Genomic DNA, 25,681 nt, shown 5'->3' with positions numbered 1-25,681 from the left:
CCGGCTACCCAGCTTTACAATCGCTGCCCGCGCGTTAGGGGACGGTGGCAAGTCATTTGCCGAAAGTTTTGAAGGAATTCGCCATGCGTGCCGAAGGGCAGGCCCATATCGAGAGGATCGAAGCCGCACTGGCGCTCGTCCGCCAGTCGCTCGACTGGGAGCGCGCTCTGCGTCGCCTCGACGAACTCGATGCGCGCGTGCAGGATCCGACGCTGTGGGACGATCCCAAGCAGGCACAGGCAATCACGCAGGAGCAAAAGCGCCTCGAGACCGCGATCACGACCGTGCGCGAGATCGAGAGCGAGATGTCCGATGCCATCGAATTCGTCGAAATGGGCGAGGCCGAGGGCGACGACGAGGTCGTGGGCGAGGGGCTCTCTTCGCTGGAAGGCCTCGCCGAACGCGCAGATCGTGACAAGGTGCAAGCGCTGCTTTCGGGCGAGGCCGACGGCAACGACACCTATATCGAAATCCATGCAGGGGCCGGCGGTACCGAAAGCCAGGACTGGGCGGAAATGCTCTTCCGCATGTACGCCCGCTGGGCCGAACAGCGCGGCTACAAGGTCGAGACGGTCGAATACCAGGCAGGCGACCAGGCGGGCATCAAGTCCGCCACGCTGCTGGTAAAGGGCGACAATGCCTATGGCTATGCCAAGACCGAGAGCGGCGTCCACCGCCTCGTCCGCATCAGCCCCTATGATAGCAGCGCGCGGCGCCACACCAGCTTCAGCTCGGTCTGGGTCTATCCGGTGATCGACGACGACATCGATATCGAGATCAATCCCGCCGACCTCAAGATCGACACCTACCGCGCCAGCGGTGCGGGCGGTCAGCACATCAACACGACCGATTCCGCGGTTCGCATCACTCACCAGCCGAGCGGGATCGTCGTTGCCAGCCAGAACGACCGCAGCCAGCACAAGAACCGCGCGACTGCGATGAACATGCTGAAGGCCCGCCTGTTCGAGCGCGAAATGGCCGAGCGCGAGGCGGCGGCATCGGGCGAATACCAGGAAAAGAGCGACATCGGCTGGGGCCACCAGATCCGCAGCTACGTCCTCCAGCCTTACCAGATGGTTAAGGACCTGCGCACAGGCGTAACCTCGCCCACGCCCGACGACGTCCTCGATGGCGCGCTCGATCCGTTCATTTCCGCCGCACTTGCCCAGCGGGTGACCGGCGAAACGGTCGAGGTGGAGGACGCGGAGTGAGGCCCGGCCTCGTTCTTCTCCCTCTCATCGCAGCCAGTCTCGCCGCTTGCGACGGCGGGCTGCTGAGCACCGGAGACGAACCGGCCGAGTTTCCCGCGCCCGACCGTCCGGTATCCGGCATCGGCACTTATTCCATCGATAGCGAGGACCAGCGCGACAGCCGCGGCGAGGCGCTGACGGTGATGGACCTGGCCGAACTTGAGCCGGGTATGACCGTGGCCGATATCGGCGCGGGCAATGGCTATTATACGCTCCGCCTCGCCAAGCGGGTCGGCGAAAACGGCCGGGTGCTGGCACAGGATATCGACGGCGATGCGTTGGCGCGTCTCGGCCGCCGGGTAGAGCGTCAGCGGCTCGACAATGTTTCGATCCGCCGCGGCGAACCGGCCGATCCGCGCCTGCCCGCCAACAGTTTCGACCGCATCTTCATGGTCCACATGTATCACGAGATCGAACAGCCCTACGAATTCCTTTGGCGCCTCTGGCCGTCGCTGCGAGAAGATGGTCAAGTCATCGTGGTCGACAAGGATCGCCCGACCGACCAGCACGGGATCGACCCGCTGCTGCTATCGTGCGAGCTGGAACGGGTGGGATACGAACTCGTCGCCTTCAAGGACGCGCCGGAACTGCTGGGCTACTATGCACAGTTCAAGGCAGCCGCTACGAGGCCTGAACCCGGAGAGATCGAACCGTGCCGCGGCGACAGTGTCGCGCACGAGGCGCCGCCCATCGAGCGGCCGACGAAGAGAGAGAAAGCATAATGAGTTTCAAGGGTCTCAAACCCATCGTTTACGGCGGCAAGGAAGTCTGGCCGCTGATCGAAGGCGGCAAGGGCGTGTCCGCCACCAATCACATGAGTTCGGGAGCCTGGGCCGCAGCGGGCGGCATCGGCACGGTCAGTGCTGTCAACGCCGACAGCTATGACGAGGACGGCAATCCGATCCCGCAGGTCTATCCGCAGGCCACCCGCAAGGAGCGTTTCGAACAGCTCGTGCGCTACGCCATCGACGGCGCGACCGAACAGGTGAACCGCGCCTACGAGATCGCCGACGGTAAGGGCGCGATCAACATCAACGTCCTGTGGGAGCAGGGCGGCGCGCAGCAGGTGCTCGAAGGCGTGCTCGACAATTGTGCGGACAAGATCGACGGCGTTACCTGCGGCGCGGGGATGCCCTACAAGCTGGCCGAGATCGCCCAGCGCTACAATGTGCATTACCTGCCGATCGTGTCCTCCGCGCGCGCCTTTCGGGCATTGTGGAAGCGCAGCTATTCCAAGGTGCCGGACCTGCTGGCGGCGGTTGTCTATGAAGACCCCTGGCTGGCGGGTGGCCACAACGGCCTCTCCAATGCAGAGGATCCGACCAAGCCCGAAGATCCTTATCCGCGCGTGAAGGCATTGCGCGAAACCATGCGCAACGAAGGCGTCAGCGAGGACACTGCCATCGTGATGGCCGGCGGCGTCTGGTTCCTGCGCGAATGGAACGACTGGATCGACAATCCCGAGCTCGGCAAGATCGCCTTCCAGTTCGGCACGCGCCCGCTGCTCACCCATGAAAGCCCGATCCCGCAGGTGTGGAAGGACATGCTGCGCACGGTCGAGCCGGGCGATGTACTGCTGCACAAGTTCAGCCCCACGGGCTTCTACTCCAGCGCGGTGAAGACGCCGTTCCTCTACGATTTGATGCACCGCAGCGAACGCCAGATCCCGATCTTCAAGCGCGACGAGGAAGAGGGCACCATCCCGCTCGCTGATCACGGGAAGGCGAAGTATTTTTACGTCCATCCCGGCGACCAGCGCAAGGCGCAGAGCTGGATGCACGAAGGCTTTACCGAAGCGCTCAAGACGCCTGACGACACGGTAGTCTTCACCACCCCCGAAAGTGCCGAGCAGATCCGCACCGACCAGCAGGAATGCATGGGTTGCCTGTCGCACTGCCAGTTTTCCAGTTGGAAGGATCACGACAACCATACGACGGGCCGTCTCGCCGACCCGCGCAGCTTCTGCATCCAGAAAACCCTGCAGGACATCGCCCATGGCGGCGACCCGGACGAAAACCTCGCCTTCGCGGGGCATGCGGCCTACCGGTTCAAGCAGGACCCCTTCTACTCGAACAATTTCACCCCCACGGTGAAGGAACTGGTCGATCGTATTTTGACGGGGGATTGAGGGCGTGCACCTCGCGCAAGCCAGCGTCGATGATCCCATTATTGCGAGGCTGCTTGAGTTTCACCATCGCAATATGCTGGAGGTCTCGCCGCCCGGGACCGCCTATGCTTTCGACCTCGACCGGATGCGCAGCAGCGATATCCGGATTTTCGGTGCTTGGAACGATGGCCAACTTCTCGCGGTCGGGGCGCTACGCACGCATTCGGAATTCGCCGAAATCAAAAGCATGCGCACCTTGCCCGAACATGGCGGTAAAGGCATTGGCAAAGCGCTGCTCGATCTGCTTCTAAAAGAAGCGAGCAATCTGGGATTCGACCTAGTCAAGCTCGAGACCGGTATCAGCGCTCCGTTCGAGCCTGCAAACCGACTCTATCGCGCTGCGGGCTTCTCCGAGATTGGGCCCTTTGCTGGCTATACGGACAACGGCGACAACCGCTTCTACGAACTAAAACTCTAGCGCCACAATTGCATCGCCCTGATCGCGTCCGGCAATTTTTCGTCGGTATCGGGCCGCGAGAGGGTGCGTTCGATCAGCTTCCATTTACGGCTGACTCGCGCCTTCTGCCACAGGTCGACGACCCAACTGTCGCCGGTCCAGTCGCGGCCTTCGATCGAGGCTTCCAGCCCCAGGCGCGTGGCAAAGACCGCGACATTGCCGTGGCGACGCACATAGACTTCGTCGAAGCGGTATCCGGTGCAGCGGAAGCGCGTGGTCGCGGCCTCCAGCCAGCTGGCGCGGTCTAGGATTACCGGCTTGCTCGATCCTAGCAAGAAAATGAAATCGCGCGCGGCGAGCGATTTCATCTGGTTACGATCGCGCTGCATCCACGAGCGCATCCACAGGTGTTCGAGGGCTTCGATCTTGGCTGAAAATTCGTCCATGGCGTGAGGGAGTTACAGGCTTGCCCGCCGATGGCAAGCGGACTTCGGCGAAGGTCAGCCGAGGCCGGTCAGTACCTGGTCTGGCGGGCGATGCCCGTCTGCCCACATTCGGATATTGGCGATGACCTTCAGGCCCGATTCCTCGCGGCCTTCGCGCGTGGCGCTGCCGATATGGGGCAGGGTCATGACATTGGGGTGGCGGATCAGGCGTTCGTCCACATTCGGCTCGTCGGGATAAACGTCGAGTCCCGCGCCGGTCAGGTGGCCATTATCAAGTGCCGCAATCAATGCTTCCTGATCGACGAGATCGCCGCGGGCGGTGTTTATGAGGCTCGCGCCCGGTTTAATAAGGCCGATGCGCCGCTCGTCGATCAGTCGGTGCGTACCGGGCGTCGCCGGGCAGTGGAGCGTGAGAATGTCCGCCTGCGCCACCAGATCGTCGAGGTTCTCTACATATACGGCATCGAACATGCGCTCGACCGCTTCGGGCAGGCGCTTGCGATTGTGATAGGCGATGCGCAGGCCGAAAGCGCGCGCGCGGTGGGCGACGGCTTGTCCGATGCGCCCCATGCCGACGATGCCGAGCACCTTGCCCGCCAGCTTCGTCCCGAGCAGTGCCGTCGGCGTCCAGCCCGTCCACTCTCCGCTGCGGATCAGCTGCACGCCTTCGCGGATGCGGCGCGGCACGCCGATGATACCGGCCATTGCGAGATCGGCGGTGTCGTCGGTGAAGACGCCGGGCGTGTTGGTCACCATGATCCCGCGATCATGCGCCGCCTTGAGGTCGAGATGTTCGGTGCCTGCGCCGAAATTGGCGATCAGGCCGAGGTCGTCGCCCGCCTCCGCAATCATGTCGCCGTCGATGCGGTCGGTGACGGTCGGCACGAGGACGTCGCAGTTTTGCATTACAGCCACGATCTCTTCGCGTGTCAGCGGCCGGTCCTCGCCGTTCAGCGTCACGTCGAACAACTCGCCCATACGCTCTTCTACCGAGGGCATGAGGTGACGGGTGACGACCACCCGCGGCGTGCGGGTGAGGCGTTTCTCGACCTGTTCGGTGGCGCTATCCATGCTGGTGAAAAGCGCTAGGGCGAGGGCGGGGTGGTGGTCAAGCGCGGTTGCCGTGGCAGCGCAGAATCGTGTAAAGGTTCCGATATGGTCGCGCGCCTTCTCATCGCCCTCGTTTGCTTCATCGGTCTGCCCGCATCAGCAGCCGCGCAGGAGCGGGAGGTGCCCTATTGGGCGACCATCCGCGCCAGCGAGCTCAACATGCGTGTGGGGCCGAGTGCCGATTACAAGATCGACTGGGTCTATCGCCGGCCCGGCCTGCCCGTGAAAGTGGTGCGCGTGATGGAAGGCTGGCGGCTGATCGAGGATCCTGCGGGCGACAAGGGCTGGGTAGTGGCCCGCCTGCTGAGCCCGGATCACGGCGCGATCGTTATGGGTGAGGGGCCCGCCGACATGCGCTCCGGCCCCGCCGCTGATGCCGTGCTTAAGTGGCGGGTCGAGCCGGGCGTCGTCGCGGCTTTGGGCGACTGCGAAGATGGATGGTGCGAAGTGACTATCGCGAACCGCCGTGGCTGGATCGCGCAGGATCGGTTGTGGGGCGCAGGCACGCCGTGACATGAAAAAGGCGGCCCGTTCCAGCCGCCTTTTCCGTCTTCAGCTTGGACCTTTTACATGGTCGTTTCGGCAGCGACTCCATTGCCGTCGACCTTACGTACCGTCGCGGTCGTGTTCCCATCCGCATCGCGCATCTGGAAACGGCCATCCGAGCCAGGCGCGCCGCCGGCGTAGCATTCCTCGGGATCGGTACCTTCGGGATCGAAGCACATTTGCGAGCCTTCCTGGCGCCAGGTGCCGCGCTCTGTCTCGGTACCGTCCGGCATTGTATCGACATAGGTGCCGTCGGCGTTGATCTGCTGCATGGTGACGCTGCCGTCGGCCATCTGCACCTCGTAGGTTCCGGTCATGTCGCCAGTAGCCGTGCTGCCGAGCGTCGTGTCGGCCGGTGTCGCCGTATCCAGCGGTTCGGGAGCGGGTTCCTCGTTGGATCCGCAGGCGGCGAGCGCTACCGTTGCGGCAGCGACGAAAAGTATGGTCTTCATGGCACTTCCCCTTTCGCCGCACCAACGCGCAGGCTCGGGGGAAGTGCCGCGAAGAACGTCAGACGAGCTCGACTGCGACTGCCGTGGCTTCGCCGCCACCGATGCAGAGCGAGGCGATGCCGCGCTTCTTGCCCTGCTGCTTGAGCGCGTTGAGCAGCGTCACGATGATCCGTGTGCCGCTGGCACCGATGGGGTGGCCCAGCGCAGTACCGCCGCCGTTCACGTTGATCTTGTCATGCGGGATGCCGATGTCGCGCATGGCGAACATGGCGACGCAGGCGAACGCTTCGTTGACTTCCCACAGGTCGACCTCATCCGCCGACCAGCCGGCCTTCACGAGAACCTTATTGATGGCGCCGACAGGGGCGACGGTGAATTCGCTCGGCTCCTGAGCATGCGCAGCCATGGCGACGATCTTCGCGACCGGCTCCTGCCCGTTTTCCCTGGCGACGCTCTCGCGCGTCAGCACTACGGCAGCTGCCCCATCGGAGATCGAGGACGACGTCGCTGCGGTGATCGTGCCGTCCTTGGCGAAAGCGGGGCGCAGTGTCGGGATCTTGTCGGGCTTGCCCTTACCGGGCTGTTCGTCATGTTCGACCGTTACATCGCCGCGCCGCGTCGAGAAGCTGACCGGCACAACCTCGTCGGCGAACGCGCCGCTCTCGATGGCGGCATTGGCGCGCCGCAGCGATTCGATCGAATAGTCGTCCATCTGCTCGCGGGTCAGCTGGTAGTCGTTCGCCGTGTCCTGCGCGAAGGTGCCCATGGCGCGGCCTTCCTCATAGGCATCTTCCAGCCCGTCGAGGAACATGTGGTCGTAGGTCGTGTCATGGCCCAGCCGCGCGCCGCTGCGGTGCTTTTTGAGCAAGTAGGGCGCGTTGGTCATGCTCTCCATGCCGCCGGCGACGATGTAGTTCACATCGCCCGTGGCGAGCGCTTCGGCGCCCATGATGACCGTCTGCATTCCGCTGCCGCAGACCTTGTTGACGGTGGTCGCCTGGACCGATTTCGGGAGGCCAGCCTTGATCGAGGCCTGGCGGGCAGGGGCCTGGCCGAGGCCTGCGGGCAGGACGCAGCCCATATAGGTGCGGTCGAACTTGTCGACCGGCACGCCCGAGCGCTCGACCGCAGCCTTGACTGCAGTCGCGCCGAGATCGGTCGCCGAAACATCGGCCAATGCGCCTTGCATGCCTCCCATCGGCGTGCGTGCGTAAGACAGGATGACGACTGGGTCGGCTGCGCTGAACTGGGTCATGCTTGTGCTGGTCCTCTGGTTCTGTGATATCGGTTGCCAATGGCGACCTAATTGGAGGTTGGCTTCTACCTAGTGCTGCGCCGCAGCAAGATCAAATGGAGAGAGGGATGGCGGACGACCGGAAGAGCGAGATGGAAGACGTGCTGCGTAAACAGCGCGCCGCGCACACCCAGACCCGGCCCGAGCCGATGGCTCTGCGCAAGGATCGCATCGAGCGTGCCATCAACCTGCTGAAAACCCATGCCGACGATCTGTGCAAGGTGATGAGCGCCGATTTCGGCAACCGCTCGCCCCAGCAATCGATGATGACCGACATCGTCGGCACGATGAACTTCGGCAAATACTGCCTCAAGAACATGGACAAGTGGGCGCGGCCAGACAAGCGGCACGTGCAGTTCCCGCTCGGCCTGATGGGCGCCAAGGCGGAAGTGCGGTACGAGCCGAAGGGCGTAATCGGCATCCTCAGCCCGTGGAATTTCCCGGTCAATCTCAGCTTCGGCCCGCTGATGCAGGTCTTCGCCGCGGGCAATCGCGCGATGATCAAGCCGAGCGAGTTTACCGAGAAGACCAGCCTGCTGACGCAGGAACTGGTCGAGGAATATTTCACTCCGGACGAGTGCGCTGTCTTCACCGGCGGCCCCGAAGTCGCGGCCGCCTTTTCCGAATTGCCCTTCGATCATCTCGTGTTCACCGGCTCCACCGCGACCGGTCGCAAGGTCATGGAAGCTGCAGCGAAGAACCTCGTCCCCGTCACGTTGGAACTCGGGGGCAAGAGCCCGGTCTTCCTCGGCGAGAGTGCGGACTTCGCCAAGGCGGGCGAGCGTATTGCGCTCGGCAAGATGCTCAATGCAGGCCAGATTTGCCTAGCCCCGGACTATCTCTACGTGCCGGAAAGCAAGCAGGACGAAGCGATCCATGGCGTCTGGCAGGGCACCGCGAATATGTATCCGACTATGCTGGAGAACGAAGACTACGCCAGCATCGTCAGCGACCATCACTTCGAGCGGCTAAAGGGCCTGGTCGCCGATGCGAAGGACAAGGGTGCCGAGGTGATCGAGGTCAACCCGGGTAACGAGGACTTCGGCAATGCCAACCAGCGCAAGATGCCGCTGACCATCCTCAAGAATGTTACGGACGACATGAAGGCGATGCAGGAGGAAATCTTCGGGCCGGTCCTCCCGGTCAAGACCTACAGCCGCGTCGAGGAAGCGATCGAATACGTGAACGAAAACGACCGCCCGCTCGGCCTCTATTACTTCGGTGAGAGCAGCGACGAACGCGAGAAGGTGCTGACCAAGACTATCAGCGGCGGCGTGACCGTGAACGACGTAATCTTCCACGTGTCTATGGACGATCTGCCGTTCGGCGGCACCGGACCTTCAGGCATGGGCAGCTATCACGGGGTCGAGGGCTTCCGCGAATTCAGCCATGCGCGCAGCGTCTACAGCCAGCCCAAGATCGACATCGCCAAGCTCGGCGGTCTCAAGCCGCCCTATGGCGCTGCAACCGACAAGGCGATCAAGTCCGCCTTGAAATAGGCTCGCCGGATGCGCGGCCGGGGGCGGAGCATCCGGTCCCGGTTTGCGCAATCGATTGTGCGGGATTTGCGCGTGCCGCACCCTTGCACCCGCCCGCCGAGGGGCCTAGAGGCGTGCGCGAACCGTACCCAAGCGGAATCGCCTCCGCGCCAAGGAACTCTACGTGGTCGACCTCGAACAATATCTGCCCATCCTCATCTTCCTGTTCATCGCGGTCATCCTTTCGGCAGCCTTCGTGTTCCTGCCGATGGGTGTCTCGCGGCTCACCGGCGCGCATAACCCCGATGCCGAGAAGCTGAGCGAATACGAGTGCGGCTTCCCAGCCTTCGAAGACCCGCGCAGCCAGTTCGACGTGAAATTCTACCTCGTGGCGATCAGCTTCCTGCTGTTCGATCTCGAGGCCTCGTTCCTGTTTCCCTGGGCAGTGAGCCTCGACGTGACCGGCTGGATGGGCTGGGCCGGGATGATGATCTTCCTCGGTATCCTCGCTATCGGTCTCGCCTATGAATGGAAGATGGGGGCGCTGGACTGGCAATGAGCAACCCGAACACCGATCCCGCCCTCGTCGGCACCGCCTCGCTGAACCCCGCGCTCGACGGCCAGCGCATGCGCGACAGCGCGCTGCCGACCGCCAAGGGCGGCGAAGTGCGCCAGCCCGATGCGGACTATTTCAACGCGCTGCAGACCGAGGTGAACGACAAGGGCTTCTTGGTCACCAGCACCGAGGATCTGTTCCACTGGGCGCGCACCGGCAGCCTGTGGTGGATGACCTTCGGCCTCGCGTGCTGCGCGGTCGAGATGATCCATGTGAACATGCCGCGCTACGACATGGAGCGTTTTGGCGTCGCCCCGCGCGCGTCCCCGCGCCAGTCGGACGTAATGATCGTCGCCGGTACGCTATGCAACAAGATGGCTCCGGCGCTGCGCAAGGTCTATGACCAGATGTCCGATCCGAAATATGTGATCAGCATGGGCAGCTGCGCTAATGGCGGCGGCTATTATCACTACAGCTACTCGGTCGTGCGCGGCTGCGACCGCATCGTGCCGGTCGACATCTACGTTCCCGGGTGCCCGCCGACGGCCGAGGCGCTCCTCTATGGCGTGATGCAGCTGCAGCGCAAAATCCGCCGTTCGGGCACGATCCAGAGGTAAGGGCGAGGATATGGCAACGCTACATTCCGCGCCCCGCTTCACGCTGATCGACGGGCTGAAAGGCACGCTTTCGACTGCGCTGGGCGACCATCTGGTCGACGCGCACGAAGAGCATGGCGAACTCCTGTTGCATGTAAAGCGCGACAGCATCGAAGACGTGCTTCGCATCCTGCGTGACGATCACGCTTACCAGCAGCTGATGGAAATCGCCGGAGCCGACTATCCTTCGCGGGCCGAGCGGTTCGAGATCGTCTACATGCTGCTCTCGCTCACTACCAACAGCCGGATTATGGTGAAATGCCGCGCGAGTGAGGATACGCCCGTGCCGACGGTCACTACGCTGTGGCCGAACGCCGGTTGGCTCGAGCGCGAGGTGTTCGACATGTATGGCGTGCTGTTCGCCGGGAATACCGACCTGCGCCGAATCCTGACCGATTACGGCTTCGAAGGGCACCCTTTCCGCAAGGATTTCCCGCTGACCGGTTACACCGAACTGCGTTATTCCGAAGACGAGAAGCGCGTGGTCTACGAGCCGGTCGAGCTTGCTCAGGATTTGCGCCAGTTCGACTTCATGTCGCCGTGGGAGGGCGCGGACTATGTCCTGCCGGGCGACGAGAAGGCGGACACGCCGCCGGTGGACGATCCCAAGGTTACGGAAAAGCCGTCGGATACGGGCGCGGGCGCTAAGACCGACAAGCACGCAGCCGACAAGGTGAGTGCGGGCGCTCCGGCGGAAAAAGACGGCGGCGAGGCCATTGATCCGCCCAAGCCGACCGAAGACCGCGCGGCCCGACCCAAGCGCAAGGGCAAGACGACCGACACCGCCAAGGCGACCGAAACGAAAAAGAAGAAGGCTCCCGCCAAGCGCAAGCCGGCGGCGAAGAAGGACGGCAAGTGATGCGGGCGTTTCTTCCCCTTGCCGTGCTCGCTCTGGCCGCCTGCTCCTCGCAGGAGCCTGCCGAGCAGGAAAGCGCCGACGACTTCGCCAGCCGCATCGGCGGTTCGGGCGAGGGTGCCGCGCTCGATCCGTCGCAACCCGATCCGAATGCACCGAACGTGGCGGTCGAGGCACCGCCTGCGCAGGCAGACGTGACCACGCTCCAGCAGCTCGGCGATGTCGGCGGGGTCAATCTTGGCCCGCGCGAGGGTGGGTGCACATTCATGGTCGGTGAGCAGGAGATGATCATCGCCGCCGGCATGCGCGACAAGTCGCTGCCCGGGAAGGCCGTGGTCCGCGTCGGCGATACGCTGGTGATGACCGATGCGACCACCGGCGGGCTCGATGCGGTCAAGTCCGGCACGAATTTCGAAGGCGAGGGCTTCACCGTCTCCGTCGCACCCGCCGCCGGTGAGGGCCAGACCCGTCCGGCGAACGTCACCGTGACCGATGCCGCGGGCAAGTCGCAGAGTTACTCCGGCAACTGGATTTGCGCATGAGTATGCAGCTCGAAGAGTCGCCCACCACCGGCGACGAAGTCATCACGAACTACACGATCAACTTCGGGCCCCAGCACCCCGCGGCGCACGGCGTGCTGCGCATGGTGATGGAGCTCGACGGCGAGATCATCGAACGGATAGATCCGCATGTCGGCCTGCTGCATCGCGGCACCGAGAAGCTGATCGAAAACAAGACCTATTTGCAGGCGCTGCCCTATTTCGACCGGCTCGATTACTGCAGCCCGCTGGCGCAGGAATACAGCTACGTTCTCGCGATCGAGAAGCTGCTCAACGTCGAAGTACCGGAGCGCGCCCAGTACTTGCGCGTGCTCTTCGCCGAGCTGACGCGCATCTGCAACCACATGCTCAACATCGGCGCGCATGTGATGGACGTGGGCGCGATGACGCCGAACCTGTGGGTGTTCGAACTGCGCGAAGACTGCATGAATTTCTTCGAGCGCGCCTCGGGCGCGCGCATGCACGCGGCATGGTTCCGCCCGGGCGGCGTCCACCAGGATGTGCCGGAAAAGCTGCTGGTCGATATCGGCGAATGGCTCGACACGCGCCTGCCCGAACTGTTCGGCGATGCGATGAGCCTCGTGCTCGACAACCGCATTTTCAAGCAGCGTAATGTCGATATTGCTGTGGTGAGCAAGGACGACGCGGTCGCCTGGGGCTTCTCCGGCCCGATGATCCGTGCGGCCGGCATCCCGTGGGACCTGCGCAAGTCGCAGCCCTATGACGTGTACGAGCGGATGGAGTTCGACATTCCCGTCGGCACCAATTCGGACTGCTACGACCGCTTCGTGGTGCGCGTGAAGGAAGTCTACGAGAGCGCGAAGATCATGAAGCAGTGTCTGCGTGACATGCCGTCCGGCCCTGTCGCCAGTGACGACCGCAAGGTCGCCCCGCCCAAGCGCGCCGAGATGAAGCAGTCGATGGAAGCGCTTATCCACCACTTCAAGCTCTATACCGAGGGCTTCCACGTGCCTGCAGGCGAAGTCTATGTCGCCACCGAAAGCCCAAAGGGCGAATTCGGCGTCTACCTCGTCAGCGACGGATCGAACAAACCCTATCGCTGCAAAATTCGCCCGACCGCGTTCTCGCATTTGCAGGCGATGGACTTCATGAGCCGTGGCCACATGCTGCCCGACGCAACCGCCATCCTCGGCGCCATCGACGTCGTGTTCGGGGAATGTGACCGGTGATCGCGCGCGAAATCTTCATCTTCATCGCGGCTTTCGCGGCCTTCGCTTCGGCGGTGGCGGCCTATTTGCTCGCCTTCCATGGTGAAAGCTCGCTCAAGGAAATCCTTTCGACGGCCTTCGCTGCCGTCATCGGCCTCTATCTCGGCCGATATCTCCAGCACAGGTTGACCCATGGCTGACCGTTCACCCGCACCCGACACTCCCGAACTGCGCGACCGCTGGGGTGCTTTCGAGTTTACCGAGAGCTATCGCGCCAAGGCCGACAAGGCGATCGCGCGCTATCCTGAAGGGCGCCAGCGCTCGGCAGTGATGCCGCTGCTCGACCTTGCCCAACGCCAGGTCGGTGAGGAAACCGATACGCAGGGCTGGCTGCCGCTGCCGGTGATCGAATATGTCGCTGATTACCTCGACATGCCGGTGATCCGCGTGCTCGAGGTTGCGACCTTCTACTTGATGTACAACATGAAGCCGGTCGGTAAGTATCACGTCCAGGTCTGCGGCACGACGCCCTGCATGCTGCGCGGCTCGGACGGGCTGATCGAAGCCTGCAAGAAGCGCGGTATGAGCAAGGGGCATGTTTCCGACGACGGCCTTTGGACGCTGACTGAAGTCGAATGCATGGGCAATTGCGCCACCGCGCCGATGGTCCAGATCAACGACGATAATTACGAAGACCTCACGCCCGAGCGCCTCGATGCTATCCTCGACGCGCTGGCCGCTGGCGAGCAACCCAAAACCGGCACACAGGAGCCCGGCCGCCACACCAGCGAACCGGCCAATGCGCTCAGCTCGCTTCCGGAAATGGTCGATGCCAATCACGATTACCGGAGCGAATGGTGATGAGCAAAACGCTTTTCATGATCGCGGCCGCGCTGTTGTTCATCGCTGCAGCGATTGCATATTTCCTTGCTGAACGCGGCTCGTTGGGGGCGACTTTCTTGGCACTCGGCGTCGTCTTCCTTGCAATCGGTGCAGGGCAGGGCCGGGCCAAAGGCGGACCGGAGGATCACTGATGGATGGCAATATCATCTCGATCATCGTCGCGCTGATCCTGATCGTCATCGCGTGGAAGGTGTTCAAGGGCATCGTCAAGACGGTCGTGCTCGCAGCGATCCTGATCGCGGTTGCCATCTTCGTATTCGGAGGGTTCGCCTGATGCTGGCTGATAAGGACCGCATCTTCACCAATGTCTACGGTTTCCAAGACTGGGGCCTGAAGGCGGCGCAGCAGCGCGGCGACTGGGACGATACCAAGTCGCTGATCGCGCGCGGCCATGACAATATCATCGAAGAAATGAAGGCATCCGGGCTGCGCGGGCGGGGCGGGGCGGGCTTCCCGACCGGCCTCAAATGGTCCTTCATGCCGAAGGAAAGCAAGGACGGGCGCCCGAGCTTCCTCGTCATCAATGCCGACGAATCCGAACCCGGTTCGTGCAAGGACCGCGAGATCATCCGCCACGATCCGCATAAGCTGATCGAAGGCGCGCTGGTTGCAGGTTATGCGATGCGCGCGCGCGCGGCCTATATCTACATCCGCGGTGAGTATATCCGCGAGGCCGAAACGCTTCAGGCTGCCATCGACGAGGCCTATGACGCGGGCCTGATCGGGAAGAATGCGTCGAAGTCGGGCTACGATTTCGATGTTTTCCTGCACCGTGGCGCAGGCGCTTATATCTGCGGTGAAGAAACCGCGATGATCGAAAGCCTCGAAGGCAAGAAGGGCCAACCGCGCCTCAAGCCGCCGTTCCCGGCAGGCGCCGGCCTCTATGGCTGCCCGACCACGGTCAACAACGTCGAGAGCATTGCCGTCGTCCCGACCATCCTGCGCCGCGGGGCTAGCTGGTTCAGCAGCTTCGGGCGCGAGAACAACAAGGGAACCAAGCTCTTCCAGATCAGCGGCCATGTGAACAAGCCCTGCGTCGTGGAAGAGGCGATGAGCATCTCCTTCGAGGAGCTCATTGATACCCATTGCGGCGGCATCGTCGGCGGGTGGGACAATCTGCTTGCCGTCATCCCCGGCGGCTCTTCCGTCCCGCTCATCCCCGGCGACCAGATGCGCCAGGCGATCATGGATTTCGATGGCCTCAAGGAACTCGGCTCGGGACTCGGCACCGCCGGGATCATTGTGATGGACAAGTCCACCGACATCGTCCGCGCCATCAGCCGCATCAGCTATTTCTACAAGCACGAAAGCTGTGGCCAGTGCACCCCCTGCCGCGAGGGTACGGGGTGGATGTGGCGCATGATGGAGCGTCTGCGGACCGGCGACGCCGCGATCGAGGAAATCGACATGCTGCAGCAAGTCACCAAGCAGGTCGAGGGCCACACCATCTGCGCTCTCGGCGACGCGGCGGCCTGGCCGATTCAGGGCCTGATCCGCCACTTCCGCCCCGAGCTCGAACGCCGGATCGAAGAACACAATGCGAAATTCGCAGAGGCAGCTGAATAATGCCTAAAGTCACCGTAGACGGACAGGAACTCGAGGTTCCGGACGGCGCGACCGTTTTGCAGGCGTGCGAGCTTGCGGGGAAGGAAATCCCGCGCTTCTGCTATCACGAGCGGCTGAGCATCGCCGGCAACTGCCGGATGTGCCTGGTCGAAGTGAAGCCCGGCCCGCCGAAGCCGCAGGCGAGCTGTGCGCTCCCCGCTACCGACGGCCAGGAAATCCGCACGGACACCGAGATGGTCAAGACCGCGCGCGAAGGGGTGATGGAGTTCCTCCTCATCAATCACCCGCTCGACTGCCCGATCTGCGACCAGGGTGGCGAATGCGACCTGCAGGACCAGTCGATGACCTACGGTCGCGGCGCTACGCGCTATCATGAGAACAAGCGCGCGGTGACCGAGAAGTACATGGGCCCGCTGATCAAGACGATCATGACCCGCTGCATCCACTGCACCCGCTGCGTGCGTTTCTCCGAAGAGATCGCCGGCGTGGACGAAATCGGCGCGCTCTATCGCGGCGAGGACATGCAGATTACCACCTATCTTGAGCAGGCGGCCGAGCACGAGCTGTCGGCCAATGTGATCGACCTGTGTCCCGTCGGTGCACTAACCAGCCGCCCCTACGCTTTCGAAGCGCGTCCGTGGGAGCTCAAGAAGACGCTCAGCATCGACGTGTCCGATGCGGTCGGATCGAACATCCGCCTCGACAGCAAGGGCCGCGAAGTCATGCGCGCGCTCCCGCGCATCAATGACGACGTCAATGAAGAGTGGATCTCGGACAAGGCCCGCTATCAGGTCGATGGCCTGATGCGCCGCCGCCTCGACAAGCCGTATATCCGCAAAGGTGGCAAGCTACAGGCGGCGACCTGGGACGAAGCCTTCAAGGCCATCGCCAAGGCCAAGCCGGGCAAGAGCATAGCGGCCATCGCCGGCGACATGCTCGATTGCGAGACCATGTTCGCGGCCAAGGCGCTGCTGAAGGCCTGCGGTTCGACGCTGGTCGAAGGTCGGCAGACCGGGATGGATTACGACACGTCGAACCTCGCTGCGGTCAATTTTAACTCGACCTTTGCAGGGATCGAGAATGCCGATGCGATCCTGATCGTCGGCAGCCATGTGCGCTGGGAAGCGCCGCTGGTGAACGTGCGCATCCGCAAGGCGGTGAAGCGCGGCGCGAAGGTATTCGTGGTGGGCCCGTGGTGGGATACGACCTATCCTGCCGAATTCCTCGGCGAGGATCTTGCCGTACTTAACACGTTACCTAAGGCGCTTAGCGATGCGCTGGAGAATGCCGAAAGCCCGGCGATCATCGTCGGCGGCGCGGGCCTTAAGGGTGCGCATGGCAAGGCGCTTGCGCTGGCCGAGAAGTTCGGCGCGGCGTTCAATGTCCTTCACTTCAGCGCGGCGCGCATGGGCGGGCTGATGCTCGGCTTCGCGCAGCCCGGCGGCATGCCGGATATTGTGAAGGCCAAGCCCAAGGTCGTCCTCAGCCTCGGTGCGGACGAGATGGATTTCGAACCCTTCGCCGACGCGCTCAAGGTCTATATTGGCCACCATGGCGACAAGGGTGCGCATGCGGCGGACGTGATCCTGCCTGCGGCAAGCTACGCCGAAAAGGACGGGACCTACGTCAACACCGAAGGCCGCGTGCAATTCGCCGAGAGGGCCGTCTTCGCGCCGGGTGATGCGCGCGAAGACTGGACGATCTTGCGCGCGTTGGCAGATGCGTTGAAGGTGGAGGTCGGCTTCGACAGTTTCGCCGAGCTACAGGCTGCGATGATTGCGGAAGTGCCTGCGCTGGGCGAGGAAGGCCTCGCTGATTACGGCGCGCTGCCCAAGGCCGACGCCAAGGCCAAGGCGGAGGGCTCGATCAGTGCCTATCCGATCAAGGACTTCTACCTCACCAACCCGATCGCCCGCGCTAGCGAGGTGATGCAGCGCTGCTCGGCAGAACTGCTGCACGGCGAAGACTTGGCGGAGGCCGCGGAATGACCGAATTCTTCCAATCCCTTGGCATGAATTACGAGTTCGCGTGGTTCACCGCGACAATCGCCGGTGTCCTTCTGATCGCGCTTCCACTCATGCTGGCAGTCGCCATGATCATCTACGTCGATCGCAAGGTCTGGGCGGCGATCAATCTGCGTCGTGGCCCCAATGTGGTCGGCCCGTTCGGCTTGTTGCAGAGCTTTGCCGACGGCCTGAAGGTGTTCCTGCAGGAAACCATCATCCCGAGCGCGGCCAACAAGGGGATCTTTATTCTCGCGCCGATCGTGACGTTCACCGTCGCGCTGGCGGCCTGGGCAGTAATTCCGTTCGACGCAGGCGTGGTGCTCGCCAACATCAATGTCGGCTTGCTCTACATCCTCGCGATCAGTTCCTTGTCGGTTTACGGCGTCGTGATGAGCGGTTGGGCGAGTAACTCCAAATATCCGTTCTTCTCGGCCATGCGCGCCGCGGCGCAGATGATCTCCTACGAAGTCTCGATCGGCTTCATCCTGGTCTGCATCGTGCTGTTCGCCGGGACCTTCAACCTGACGGGTATCGTGCTGGGGCAGGAGGCGTTCGGGCTTGGCCTCATCAACGCCTATGTCGTCCACCCGCTGATTTTCCCGATCTGGGTGATGTTCTTCATCTCCTGCCTGGCGGAAACCCAGCGTGTGCCGTTCGACCTGACCGAGGCCGAGAGCGAACTCGTCGCCGGGTATCAGACCGAATATTCCTCGATGAGCTTCGCTCTCTTCTGGTTGGGCGAATATGCGAACATCCTGCTGATGTGCTCGCTGAACACGCTGCTGTTCTTCGGCGGATGGCTACCGCCTTTGAATATCGACCTGATCCCGTGGTTCGACATTCCGGGGATCATCTGGTTCCTGCTCAAGACGTTCTTCTTCTTCTTCATGTTCAGCTGGGTCATGGCGACGGTTCCGCGCTATCGTTACGACCAGCTGATGCGGCTTGGCTGGAAAGTCTTCCTCCCGCTCAGCCTGTTCTTCATCGTCGTAATTTCAGGCTATCTGATGGCAACCGGTCACTTCGGAGGCGCGGCATGAGCACGATCGCGCATCTCGTAAAATCGTTCACTCTGTGGGAAATCGTGAAGGCGCACGCCCTCACGCTGAAGTATTTCTTCAAACCCAAGGTGACGATCAACTACCCGTTCGAGAAGAACCCGATTAGTCCGCGTTTCCGCGGTGAGCATGCGCTGCGCCGCTATCCCAACGGGGAAGAGCGCTGCATCGCCTGCAAGCTGTGCGAGGCGATCTGCCCGGCGCAGGCGATCACGATCGAGAGCGAGCCGCGGGAAGACGGCAGCCGCCGCACCACGCGCTACGACATCGATATGACGAAGTGCATCTATTGCGGCTTCTGCCAGGAAGCCTGCCCGGTGGATGCCGTGGTCGAGGGTCCGAACTTCGAATATGCGACGGAAACCCGCGAAGAGCTGCTTTACGACAAGGCCAAGCTGCTCGCGAATGGTGACAAGTGGGAGCGGGCGATTGCCGCAAACCTTGAAGCCGACGCGCCCTATCGCTAACCGCCGCGCCAACGAGAAACGGGGCTCATGATTCAGACCATCGCCTTTTACCTGTTCGCCGTCCTGGTGATCGCCAGCGCCGTCATGGTCATCATGTCGCGCAACCCGGTGCATTCGGTCCTCTGGCTGATCCTCGCCTTCTTCAATGCGGCGGGGCTGATGGTGCTGGTGGGCGCAGAGTTCATCGCGATGCTGCTGGTCATCGTGTATGTGGGCGCGGTCGCGGTGCTGTTCCTGTTCGTCGTCATGATGCTGGACATCGACTTCGCCGAGCTGCGCGCAGGCTTCATCAAGAATTTCCCTCTTGGTATCGCCATCGCGGCCATATTGCTGGCGGAGCTGGTGCTGGGCATCGGCGCCTACCGGGTTGGCGCTATCGAGCTGGGCACGCCGGACGGTGCGTCTGCTCCGCTGCTCGACCGCTCGAACATCGAGAGCATCGGCGCGCTGCTTTATCGCGACTACATCTTCCTGTTCGAAGCGGCCGGCATCATCCTGCTGGTGGCCATGGTCGGCGCGATCGTCCTGACCCATCGCAAGGGCCCGGCGGATGCACGCGGCCAACAGGATATCGGCAAGCAGAACCGCCGCCGCCCGGAAGAGGCGACGGTGATGAAGCAGCCGGGCATCGGCAAGGGGGTCGAGCTGTGATCGGCATCGAACATTATATCGTCGTCAGCGCGATTCTTTTCGTGCTGGGCGTGCTCGGCATCTTCCTCAACCGGAAGAACATCATCGTCATCCTGATGGCGATCGAGCTAATCCTGCTCGCGGTGAACATCAACCTCGTCGCCTTTTCCGCCTTCCTCGGCGATCTGGTCGGGCAAATATTCGCCATGTTCGTCCTGACCGTCGCGGCGGGCGAGGCGGCCATCGGGCTCGCCATCCTCGTCATCTACTTCCGTGGTCGCGGCACGATTGCCGTCGACGACGTCGACCGGTTGAAGGGGTAAGCACCGGTGCATCCCATCCTGTTCATCGTCTTCCTGCCCTTGCTGGCAGCGATCGTCGGCGGCTTCATCAACAAGTCTGCGCCGAGCGTCGTCGCCAAGTCGATCACGACCGGTGCGCTGTTCATCAGCTGCGCGCTGAGTTGGCCGGTCTTCATCGGCTTCTGGCTGGGCGACAGCACCGCCACCGTCGTGCCGGTGCTGCAATGGATGCAGTCGGGCGATCTCGCCTTCGACTGGGCCCTCCGCGTCGACACGCTGACCGCAGTGATGCTGGTGGTCATCACCACCGTATCGGCGCTCGTCCATCTCTATAGCTGGGGCTATATGGAGGAAGACCCGGACCAGCCGCGGTTCTTCGCCTACCTCTCGCTGTTCACCTTCGCCATGCTGATGCTGGTGACGGCCGACAACCTCGTCCAGATGTTCTTCGGATGGGAAGGGGTGGGCCTCGCCAGCTACCTGCTCATCGGCTTCTGGTTCAAGAAGCCCAGCGCCAACGCCGCCGCGATCAAGGCCTTCGTCGTCAACCGCGTCGGCGACCTCGGCTTCATGCTCGGCATCTTCGGCACCTTCCTGGTGTTCGGCACCGTATCGATCCCCGAAATCCTCGAAGCGGCTCCGTCGATGAGCGGCGCGACGATCGGCTTCCTCGGCTATCGCGTCGCCACGATGGACGTGCTCTGCATCCTCCTGTTCATCGGCGCGATGGGCAAGTCGGCGCAGCTCGGCCTGCACACCTGGCTGCCCGACGCGATGGAAGGCCCTACGCCCGTCTCCGCACTGATCCACGCCGCCACTATGGTGACCGCTGGCGTGTTCATGGTCTGCCGCCTGTCGCCCATGTTCGAGACCGCCCCTGTCGCACTCGGCGTGGTTACCTTTATCGGTGCTGCCACCTGCATTTTCGCCGCCACAGTCGGCACGACGCAGTGGGACATCAAGCGCGTGATCGCCTATTCGACCTGTTCGCAGCTCGGCTACATGTTCTTCGCTGCAGGCGTGGGCGCCTACGGCGCCGCGATGTTCCATCTGTTCACGCACGCCTTCTTCAAGGCACTGCTGTTCCTCGGCGCGGGCTCGGTCATTCACGCCATGCATCACGAGCAGGACATGCGCTATTACGGCGCGCTGCGTAAGGAAATCCCGCTGACTTTCTGGGCCATGATGGCGGGTACGCTCGCGATCACCGGGGTCGGCGTGCTCTACGTGTTCGGCTTCGCCGGGTTTTATTCCAAGGATGCCATTCTGGAAGCCGCCTTCGCGCGCGGAACGGAAATAAGCATGTTCGCCTTTTGGATGGGTGCCATCGCGGCCCTGCTGACCAGTTTCTACAGCTGGCGCCTGATGTTCCTGACCTTCTGGGGCAAGCCGCGCTGGGCCGATAGCGAGCATATCCAGCACGCCGTCCACCATGGCCATGACGATCCGGAAGATCACAATCCCGCCGTGCAGGAAGATGCCGGCCACGACGTCACGCACGCCGTGCCGTCGCCGAACTACGAAGCAGGAACGGGCGGCTACCACCCGCATGAAAGCCCGCTCAGCATGCTAATCCCGCTGGGAATCCTGTCGATTGGCGCAGTGTTCGCTGGCTTCGTGTTCAAGGACGCCTTCATCGACGGGGCGGATTTCTGGGACGGCTCGATCTATTTCAACGAGAACCTGATCCACGCACTGCACAATGTCCCTTACTGGGTGAAGCTGACGGCGACCTTCGTCATGCTGATCGGCCTCGCCATTGCCTGGCTGGCTTACATCAAGGACACGACGATCCCGGCCAAGGGTGCCGAACAGCTCGGCCCGATCTACCGGTTCTTCTACAACAAGTGGTATTTCGACGAGCTCTACCACTACCTGTTCATTGTCCCTGCCTTCTGGCTCGGACGCCAGTTCTGGAAACTCGGCGATGTCGGCACGATCGACCGCTTCGGCCCCAACGGCGTGGCCTGGGTGGTCGAAAAGGGCTCGGTCGGCGCGAAGAAGTTCCAGACCGGATATCTCTATAGCTATGCGCTGGTGATGCTCCTCGGGCTCGTCGCCGCTGTCACCTGGGTGCTGTTCTGATGGAATTCCCCATCCTCTCGCTGATGCTCGCGGTGCCGCTCGTCGCCGCCATCGCCTGCCTGTTCCTCAGTGCGCAAAGCGCCCGCATGGTGGCGCTGTTCGCAACGCTGTTCGATCTCGCGCTCGGCGTACTGCTGTGGCTCAACTTCGATATCGGCGGCGCGCAGTGGCAGTTCGTGGAGCGGGCGGAGATTTTTGCCGGCTTCAGCTATGCGTTGGGGATCGACGGTATCGCCCTGATGTTGATTATGCTCAGCGTCTTCCTGATGCCGATCTGCATCCTTGCCAGCTGGGACGCGATCACCAAGCGCGTGGGCGAATACATGGCCGCCTTCCTGCTGATGGAAGTGCTGATGATCGGCGTGTTCGCCGCGCAGGACATGTTCCTGTTCTACATTTTCTTCGAAGCGGGCCTCATCCCGATGTACCTCATCATCGGCGTGTGGGGCGGCGACAACCGCATTTATGCGAGCTACAAGTTCTTCCTCTACACGCTGCTCGGCTCGGTGCTGATGCTGATCGCGATGATGTGGATGGTGAACGATGCGGGCACCACCGACATCCCGACGCTGCTCAATTACGACTTCAGCCCGCAGGCGCAGACCTGGCTGTGGCTGGCCTTCTTCGCGAGCTTCGCGGTGAAGATGCCGATGTGGCCGGTGCATACCTGGCTGCCCGACGCCCACGTGCAGGCGCCGACCGCAGGGTCCGTGATCCTGGCAGGCGTGTTGCTGAAGCTCGGTGGGTATGGCTTCATCCGCTTCAGCCTGCCGATGTTTCCTGAGGCCAGCGCGCAGTTCGCATGGCTGGTCTTCGCGCTGTCGATGGTCGCGGTGATTTATACTTCGCTCGTCGCGCTCGTGCAGCACGACATGAAGAAGCTGATCGCCTATTCCTCGGTCGCCCACATGGCGATCGTTACGGCGGGCCTCTTTGCCTTCAATGTGCAGGGTATCGAGGGCGCGATGATGGTCATGCTCGGCCACGGCCTCGTGTCCGGCGCGCTGTTCCTGTGTGTCGGCGTGATCTACGACCGGCTGCACACGCGCGAGATCGACCGCTATGGCGGGCTCAGCATCAACATGCCGAAATATGCGTTGTTCTTCCTGCTGTTCACGATGGCCAGCATCGGCCTGCCGGGCACCAGCAACTTTGTGGGCGAATTCCTTGCCCTGGCCGGCCTCTACAAGGTCTCGACCCTTGTGACGCTGGTCTGCACCACGGGCATCATCCTCGGCGCTGCCTACATGCTCTATCTCTACCGTCGCGTGGCCTTCGGGGAGCAACGCAATGCCGATGCGGCCCGCATGCCCGATCTCAATGCACGCGAGTGGATAATGCTTGCGCCCATCGCTGCGGCCACGCTGTGGATGGGTGTCTATCCGGAAAGTTTCCTCGCCCCGATGCGTCAGGACATCGCCGCGCTAGAAGTCCGCATGGCGCGCGCAGCGCCGGTGGGCGACAGCCAGCTCCGGGTCGGCGAGCCGATGGAGCGCAACGCCAATTTTGTCGCAGCCGCACATGATGCGGAGGGAGCGCACTGATGAATCTCGCCAGTTCCCTCTATTTCACCGGCGCCGAGGTCGGGCTTTCGATCGTCGGCCTCGTACTGCTGCTGGTATCGGCCTGGGGCGGTCCGCGCTCGGCACGCCTCGTCACCATCCTGGCCGTATCGGCGCTGGTTGGCGCAACGCTTTTCAGCTGGCACCTGTTCGATCTTGCCGTAAGCGAGACAGCCAGCCGGGCCTTTGGCGATCTCTATCGCGCCGACACGTTCGGCAGTTTCGCGAAAATCCTCATCTATCTCGCGACCATCGCCGTGCTGATGGTCACGCCGCGGTTCTTCGACCAGCGCGGGGCTTACCGCCCAGAATATCCAGTGCTGATGCTGTTCAATGCCGTCGGTATGGGCATGATGGTTTCCGCCACCGATCTCATGACGCTCTACATCGGCCTCGAGATGTCGAGCCTGTCGAGCTACGTGCTCGCCAGCTTCCTGCGTAACGACACGCGCTCTGCGGAAGCGGGGCTTAAGTATTTCGTCCTCGGCGCGCTCGCATCGGGCATCATCCTTTACGGCGTCAGCCTAGTTTACGGCTTTACCGGCAGCACCAATTACGAAGGCATCCGCGCAGCGTTCGCTATCGAGTTCTCCACCGGCGCGTTGTTCGGCGTCGTCTTCGTCCTGGCAGGGCTCGCCTTCAAGGTCAGCGCCGTGCCGTTCCACATGTGGACGCCCGACGTCTACGAAGGCGCGCCGACGCCGGTCACTGCCTTTTTTGCGACCGCGCCGAAGGTGGCGGCGATGGCAATGCTCGTCCGCATGGCGATGGAGCCGTTCGCAGGCGAAGTGGATGCTTGGCGACAGATCGTGATTTTTGCAGCGCTGGCGTCCATCGTGGTCGGTGCGCTGGGCGCAATCGGTCAGCAGAACCTCAAACGACTGCTCGCCTACTCTTCGATCAACAATGTCGGCTTCATCCTCATCGGTCTGGCCGCGGCGACGCCCGCAGGCGTGGCCGGCGTAATGACCTATCTCGCGATCTATGTCGCAATGACCGTCGGCAGCTTTACCGCACTGCTCATGCTCCGCGATCCGATGGGGCAGAACCTCGAAACCTTCGACGATATCGCGGGGCTTTCGACGAACCGGCCCGCGCTGGCGTGGTGCCTGCTGGCGCTGATGTTCAGCCTCGCCGGCATCCCGCCGCTTTTCGGTTTCTGGGGCAAGTTCGTGGTCTTCCAGGCAGCCGTGCAGGCAGACCTGGTCGCACTGGCCGCCATCGGCATCGCCGCCAGCGTCATCGGCGCGTTCTACTACATCAAGTTCGTCAAGGTGATGTTCTTCGACGACGCCACGCGCGAGGTGGAGACCGAAAGCCCGATCGGCCACTGGATCGTCCTGGGACTCAGCGTCGCGATCATCTCGCCGCTCGGCTATTTCCTGACCATCCCGCTCGGTGAATGGAGTGCGGCTGCTGCGGCGAGCTTTGCCGCCGCGATGTGATCCGCGTCGTCGCCGAAACCGGCTCGACCAATAGCGATCTGGCGGAGCAGCTACGCCGCGGGGGGGCAGTGCACGAAGGCCAATGGCTCGTCGCCGACCGGCAGGTCGCCGGGCGCGGGCGGCAAGGCCGGACGTGGTTCGACGGGTCGGGCAATTTCATGGGCTCGACCATCGTGCGGCCCCATCCGCGCGATCCGCAACCAGCCAGCCTTGCCCTGACCACTGGACTTGCACTTTACGAAGCGGTCGCTCCGCTGCTGTCGCCGCCGCAGGTCCCAATGCTCAAATGGCCCAACGACCTCATGCTCGGCTCTGCCAAACTCGCCGGGATCCTGCTGGAGCGGGAGGGCGACGCCATCGTGGTGGGAGTCGGGGTAAACCTCGCCGCTGCGCCCAATCTCCCGGATCGCGAGACTGTCGCCCTGAGCGCACTCGCCCCGGCGCCCGATCGCGACCATTTCGCTAACGCGCTCGCTGCGTCGTTCGATCGCGAACTCGAGCGCTGGCGGAACTATGGCCTCGAACCACTCATACGCCGCTGGGAAGAGGCTGCCCATCCAGTCGGCACCCGGCTCACCGTCCACCCTCCCGGTGAGGAACCGATCACGGCGGAATTCGCTGGACTGACAACCGAGGGCGCGCTTTCGCTGCGCTTGGCGGATGGCGCGCGGCGTGTCATCCATGCTGGCGACGTGATGCTCGCCATACAGGAGGGATGAG

General features: G+C 62.8%; 29 protein-coding genes. 25 read left to right on the top strand and 4 right to left on the bottom strand.

Features of this window, described 5'->3' with window-relative positions:
• Positions 1-83 precede the first annotated feature (83 nt).
• The 4 genes from prfB to ACSH0F_RS06495 are packed head-to-tail and all read left to right on the top strand — an operon-like array spanning position 84 to position 3,835.
• Complete coding sequence (gene prfB / locus ACSH0F_RS06510; protein ID WP_435201081.1) at positions 84-1,211, top strand: peptide chain release factor 2; 1,128 nt, start codon at positions 84-86, stop codon at positions 1,209-1,211.
• Positions 1,208-1,972, top strand: coding sequence for a class I SAM-dependent methyltransferase (locus ACSH0F_RS06505; protein WP_435201079.1), 765 nt, complete (start codon positions 1,208-1,210; stop codon positions 1,970-1,972). The genes prfB and ACSH0F_RS06505 overlap by 4 nt, the downstream gene beginning before the upstream one ends.
• The gene (locus ACSH0F_RS06500) at positions 1,972-3,378 is read left to right on the top strand and encodes an NAD(P)H-dependent flavin oxidoreductase (protein WP_435201077.1); all 1,407 of its coding nucleotides are present in this window, start codon (positions 1,972-1,974) and stop codon (positions 3,376-3,378) included. The genes ACSH0F_RS06505 and ACSH0F_RS06500 overlap by 1 nt, the downstream gene beginning before the upstream one ends.
• Positions 3,379-3,382: 4 nt before the next feature.
• On the top strand, positions 3,383-3,835 hold the full coding sequence (locus ACSH0F_RS06495; RefSeq protein WP_435201075.1) for a GNAT family N-acetyltransferase: 453 nt from the start codon (positions 3,383-3,385) through the stop codon (positions 3,833-3,835).
• On the opposite strand, the gene ACSH0F_RS06490 is transcribed toward ACSH0F_RS06495, so the two are convergent.
• Complete coding sequence (locus ACSH0F_RS06490; protein WP_435201073.1) at positions 3,832-4,260, bottom strand: nuclear transport factor 2 family protein; 429 nt, start codon at positions 4,258-4,260, stop codon at positions 3,832-3,834. The two genes, ACSH0F_RS06495 and ACSH0F_RS06490, sit on opposite strands and share 4 nt — an antisense overlap.
• A gap of 54 nt (positions 4,261-4,314) precedes the next feature.
• On the bottom strand, positions 4,315-5,331 hold the full coding sequence (locus ACSH0F_RS06485; protein WP_435201071.1) for a 2-hydroxyacid dehydrogenase: 1,017 nt from the start codon (positions 5,329-5,331) through the stop codon (positions 4,315-4,317).
• Positions 5,332-5,415: 84 nt separating this feature from the next.
• Here ACSH0F_RS06485 and ACSH0F_RS06480 point away from each other — a divergent pair, with 84 nt between their 5' ends.
• Complete coding sequence (locus ACSH0F_RS06480; RefSeq protein WP_435201069.1) at positions 5,416-5,883, top strand: SH3 domain-containing protein; 468 nt, start codon at positions 5,416-5,418, stop codon at positions 5,881-5,883.
• A 53-nt stretch (positions 5,884-5,936) separates the two neighbouring features.
• On the opposite strand, the gene ACSH0F_RS06475 is transcribed toward ACSH0F_RS06480, so the two are convergent.
• Complete coding sequence (locus tag ACSH0F_RS06475; protein ID WP_435201067.1) at positions 5,937-6,368, bottom strand: hypothetical protein; 432 nt, start codon at positions 6,366-6,368, stop codon at positions 5,937-5,939.
• 58 nt (positions 6,369-6,426) lie between these two features.
• On the bottom strand, positions 6,427-7,623 hold the full coding sequence (locus ACSH0F_RS06470; protein ID WP_435201065.1) for a thiolase family protein: 1,197 nt from the start codon (positions 7,621-7,623) through the stop codon (positions 6,427-6,429).
• Positions 7,624-7,673: 50 nt separating this feature from the next.
• Between ACSH0F_RS06470 and ACSH0F_RS06465 the strand changes: the two genes are divergently transcribed.
• The 20 genes from ACSH0F_RS06465 to ACSH0F_RS06370 all read left to right on the top strand — a co-directional run bounded on the left by ACSH0F_RS06465 (position 7,674) and on the right by ACSH0F_RS06370 (position 25,680).
• Positions 7,674-9,161, top strand: a complete 1,488-nt coding sequence (locus ACSH0F_RS06465) for a coniferyl aldehyde dehydrogenase (protein WP_435202175.1) — start codon at positions 7,674-7,676, stop codon at positions 9,159-9,161.
• Positions 9,162-9,324: 163 nt separating this feature from the next.
• Positions 9,325-9,699 (top strand): NADH-quinone oxidoreductase subunit A, encoded by a 375-nt coding sequence (gene ndhC, locus ACSH0F_RS06460; protein ID WP_278328567.1) that lies wholly within the window; start codon positions 9,325-9,327, stop codon positions 9,697-9,699.
• A 68-nt stretch (positions 9,700-9,767) separates the two neighbouring features.
• Positions 9,768-10,313 (top strand): NuoB/complex I 20 kDa subunit family protein, encoded by a 546-nt coding sequence (locus tag ACSH0F_RS06455; RefSeq protein ID WP_278328827.1) that lies wholly within the window; start codon positions 9,768-9,770, stop codon positions 10,311-10,313.
• A gap of 10 nt (positions 10,314-10,323) precedes the next feature.
• A complete protein-coding gene (locus ACSH0F_RS06450; RefSeq protein WP_435201063.1) occupies positions 10,324-11,211 on the top strand; it encodes an NADH-quinone oxidoreductase subunit C in 888 nt (295 codons plus the stop codon).
• A complete protein-coding gene (locus ACSH0F_RS06445) occupies positions 11,211-11,750 on the top strand; it encodes a hypothetical protein (protein ID WP_435201061.1) in 540 nt (179 codons plus the stop codon). Before ACSH0F_RS06450 ends, ACSH0F_RS06445 begins: the two co-directional genes overlap by 1 nt.
• Positions 11,747-12,958, top strand: a complete 1,212-nt coding sequence (locus ACSH0F_RS06440; protein ID WP_435201059.1) for an NADH-quinone oxidoreductase subunit D — start codon at positions 11,747-11,749, stop codon at positions 12,956-12,958. The genes ACSH0F_RS06445 and ACSH0F_RS06440 overlap by 4 nt, the downstream gene beginning before the upstream one ends.
• On the top strand, positions 12,955-13,137 hold the full coding sequence (locus ACSH0F_RS06435; RefSeq protein ID WP_278322672.1) for a hypothetical protein: 183 nt from the start codon (positions 12,955-12,957) through the stop codon (positions 13,135-13,137). Before ACSH0F_RS06440 ends, ACSH0F_RS06435 begins: the two co-directional genes overlap by 4 nt.
• Positions 13,130-13,798, top strand: coding sequence for an NADH-quinone oxidoreductase subunit NuoE (gene nuoE, locus ACSH0F_RS06430; RefSeq protein WP_435201057.1), 669 nt, complete (start codon positions 13,130-13,132; stop codon positions 13,796-13,798). Before ACSH0F_RS06435 ends, nuoE begins: the two co-directional genes overlap by 8 nt.
• Positions 13,798-13,971 carry a hypothetical protein gene (locus ACSH0F_RS06425; RefSeq protein ID WP_435201055.1) on the top strand — a complete coding sequence of 58 codons (174 nt, stop codon included), beginning with the start codon at positions 13,798-13,800 and terminating at the stop codon, positions 13,969-13,971. Before nuoE ends, ACSH0F_RS06425 begins: the two co-directional genes overlap by 1 nt.
• A complete protein-coding gene (locus ACSH0F_RS06420; RefSeq protein ID WP_435201053.1) occupies positions 13,971-14,114 on the top strand; it encodes a hypothetical protein in 144 nt (47 codons plus the stop codon). The genes ACSH0F_RS06425 and ACSH0F_RS06420 overlap by 1 nt, the downstream gene beginning before the upstream one ends.
• Positions 14,114-15,406 carry an NADH-quinone oxidoreductase subunit NuoF gene (gene nuoF / locus ACSH0F_RS06415; RefSeq protein WP_435201051.1) on the top strand — a complete coding sequence of 431 codons (1,293 nt, stop codon included), beginning with the start codon at positions 14,114-14,116 and terminating at the stop codon, positions 15,404-15,406. Before ACSH0F_RS06420 ends, nuoF begins: the two co-directional genes overlap by 1 nt.
• Positions 15,406-17,394 carry an NADH-quinone oxidoreductase subunit NuoG gene (gene nuoG / locus ACSH0F_RS06410; protein WP_435201049.1) on the top strand — a complete coding sequence of 663 codons (1,989 nt, stop codon included), beginning with the start codon at positions 15,406-15,408 and terminating at the stop codon, positions 17,392-17,394. Before nuoF ends, nuoG begins: the two co-directional genes overlap by 1 nt.
• The gene (gene nuoH, locus ACSH0F_RS06405) at positions 17,391-18,452 is read left to right on the top strand and encodes an NADH-quinone oxidoreductase subunit NuoH (protein WP_278328578.1); all 1,062 of its coding nucleotides are present in this window, start codon (positions 17,391-17,393) and stop codon (positions 18,450-18,452) included. The genes nuoG and nuoH overlap by 4 nt, the downstream gene beginning before the upstream one ends.
• Positions 18,449-18,937 carry an NADH-quinone oxidoreductase subunit NuoI gene (gene nuoI / locus ACSH0F_RS06400; RefSeq protein ID WP_278328579.1) on the top strand — a complete coding sequence of 163 codons (489 nt, stop codon included), beginning with the start codon at positions 18,449-18,451 and terminating at the stop codon, positions 18,935-18,937. Before nuoH ends, nuoI begins: the two co-directional genes overlap by 4 nt.
• Before the next feature lie 27 nt (positions 18,938-18,964).
• The gene (locus ACSH0F_RS06395) at positions 18,965-19,588 is read left to right on the top strand and encodes an NADH-quinone oxidoreductase subunit J (protein WP_305932649.1); all 624 of its coding nucleotides are present in this window, start codon (positions 18,965-18,967) and stop codon (positions 19,586-19,588) included.
• Positions 19,585-19,890 (top strand): NADH-quinone oxidoreductase subunit NuoK, encoded by a 306-nt coding sequence (gene nuoK, locus ACSH0F_RS06390; protein ID WP_305932648.1) that lies wholly within the window; start codon positions 19,585-19,587, stop codon positions 19,888-19,890. The genes ACSH0F_RS06395 and nuoK overlap by 4 nt, the downstream gene beginning before the upstream one ends.
• 6 nt (positions 19,891-19,896) lie before the next feature.
• Positions 19,897-21,954: an NADH-quinone oxidoreductase subunit L gene (gene nuoL, locus ACSH0F_RS06385; protein WP_435201046.1), complete on the top strand. Its 2,058-nt coding sequence runs from the start codon at positions 19,897-19,899 to the stop codon at positions 21,952-21,954.
• Entirely contained in the window at positions 21,954-23,498 is a 1,545-nt protein-coding gene (locus ACSH0F_RS06380; RefSeq protein WP_435201044.1) for an NADH-quinone oxidoreductase subunit M, read from the top strand. Before nuoL ends, ACSH0F_RS06380 begins: the two co-directional genes overlap by 1 nt.
• Positions 23,498-24,961: an NADH-quinone oxidoreductase subunit NuoN gene (gene nuoN / locus ACSH0F_RS06375; RefSeq protein ID WP_435201042.1), complete on the top strand. Its 1,464-nt coding sequence runs from the start codon at positions 23,498-23,500 to the stop codon at positions 24,959-24,961. Before ACSH0F_RS06380 ends, nuoN begins: the two co-directional genes overlap by 1 nt.
• The gene (locus ACSH0F_RS06370) at positions 24,958-25,680 is read left to right on the top strand and encodes a biotin--[acetyl-CoA-carboxylase] ligase (protein WP_435201040.1); all 723 of its coding nucleotides are present in this window, start codon (positions 24,958-24,960) and stop codon (positions 25,678-25,680) included. Before nuoN ends, ACSH0F_RS06370 begins: the two co-directional genes overlap by 4 nt.
• The last annotated feature ends 1 nt before the right edge of the window (position 25,681 follow it).

The sequence above is a fragment of the Qipengyuania sp. 902 genome (genome assembly GCF_051195295.1).
Classification (GTDB): domain Bacteria; phylum Pseudomonadota; class Alphaproteobacteria; order Sphingomonadales; family Sphingomonadaceae; genus Qipengyuania.
This window is presented reverse-complemented; position numbering and strand designations above follow the sequence as displayed.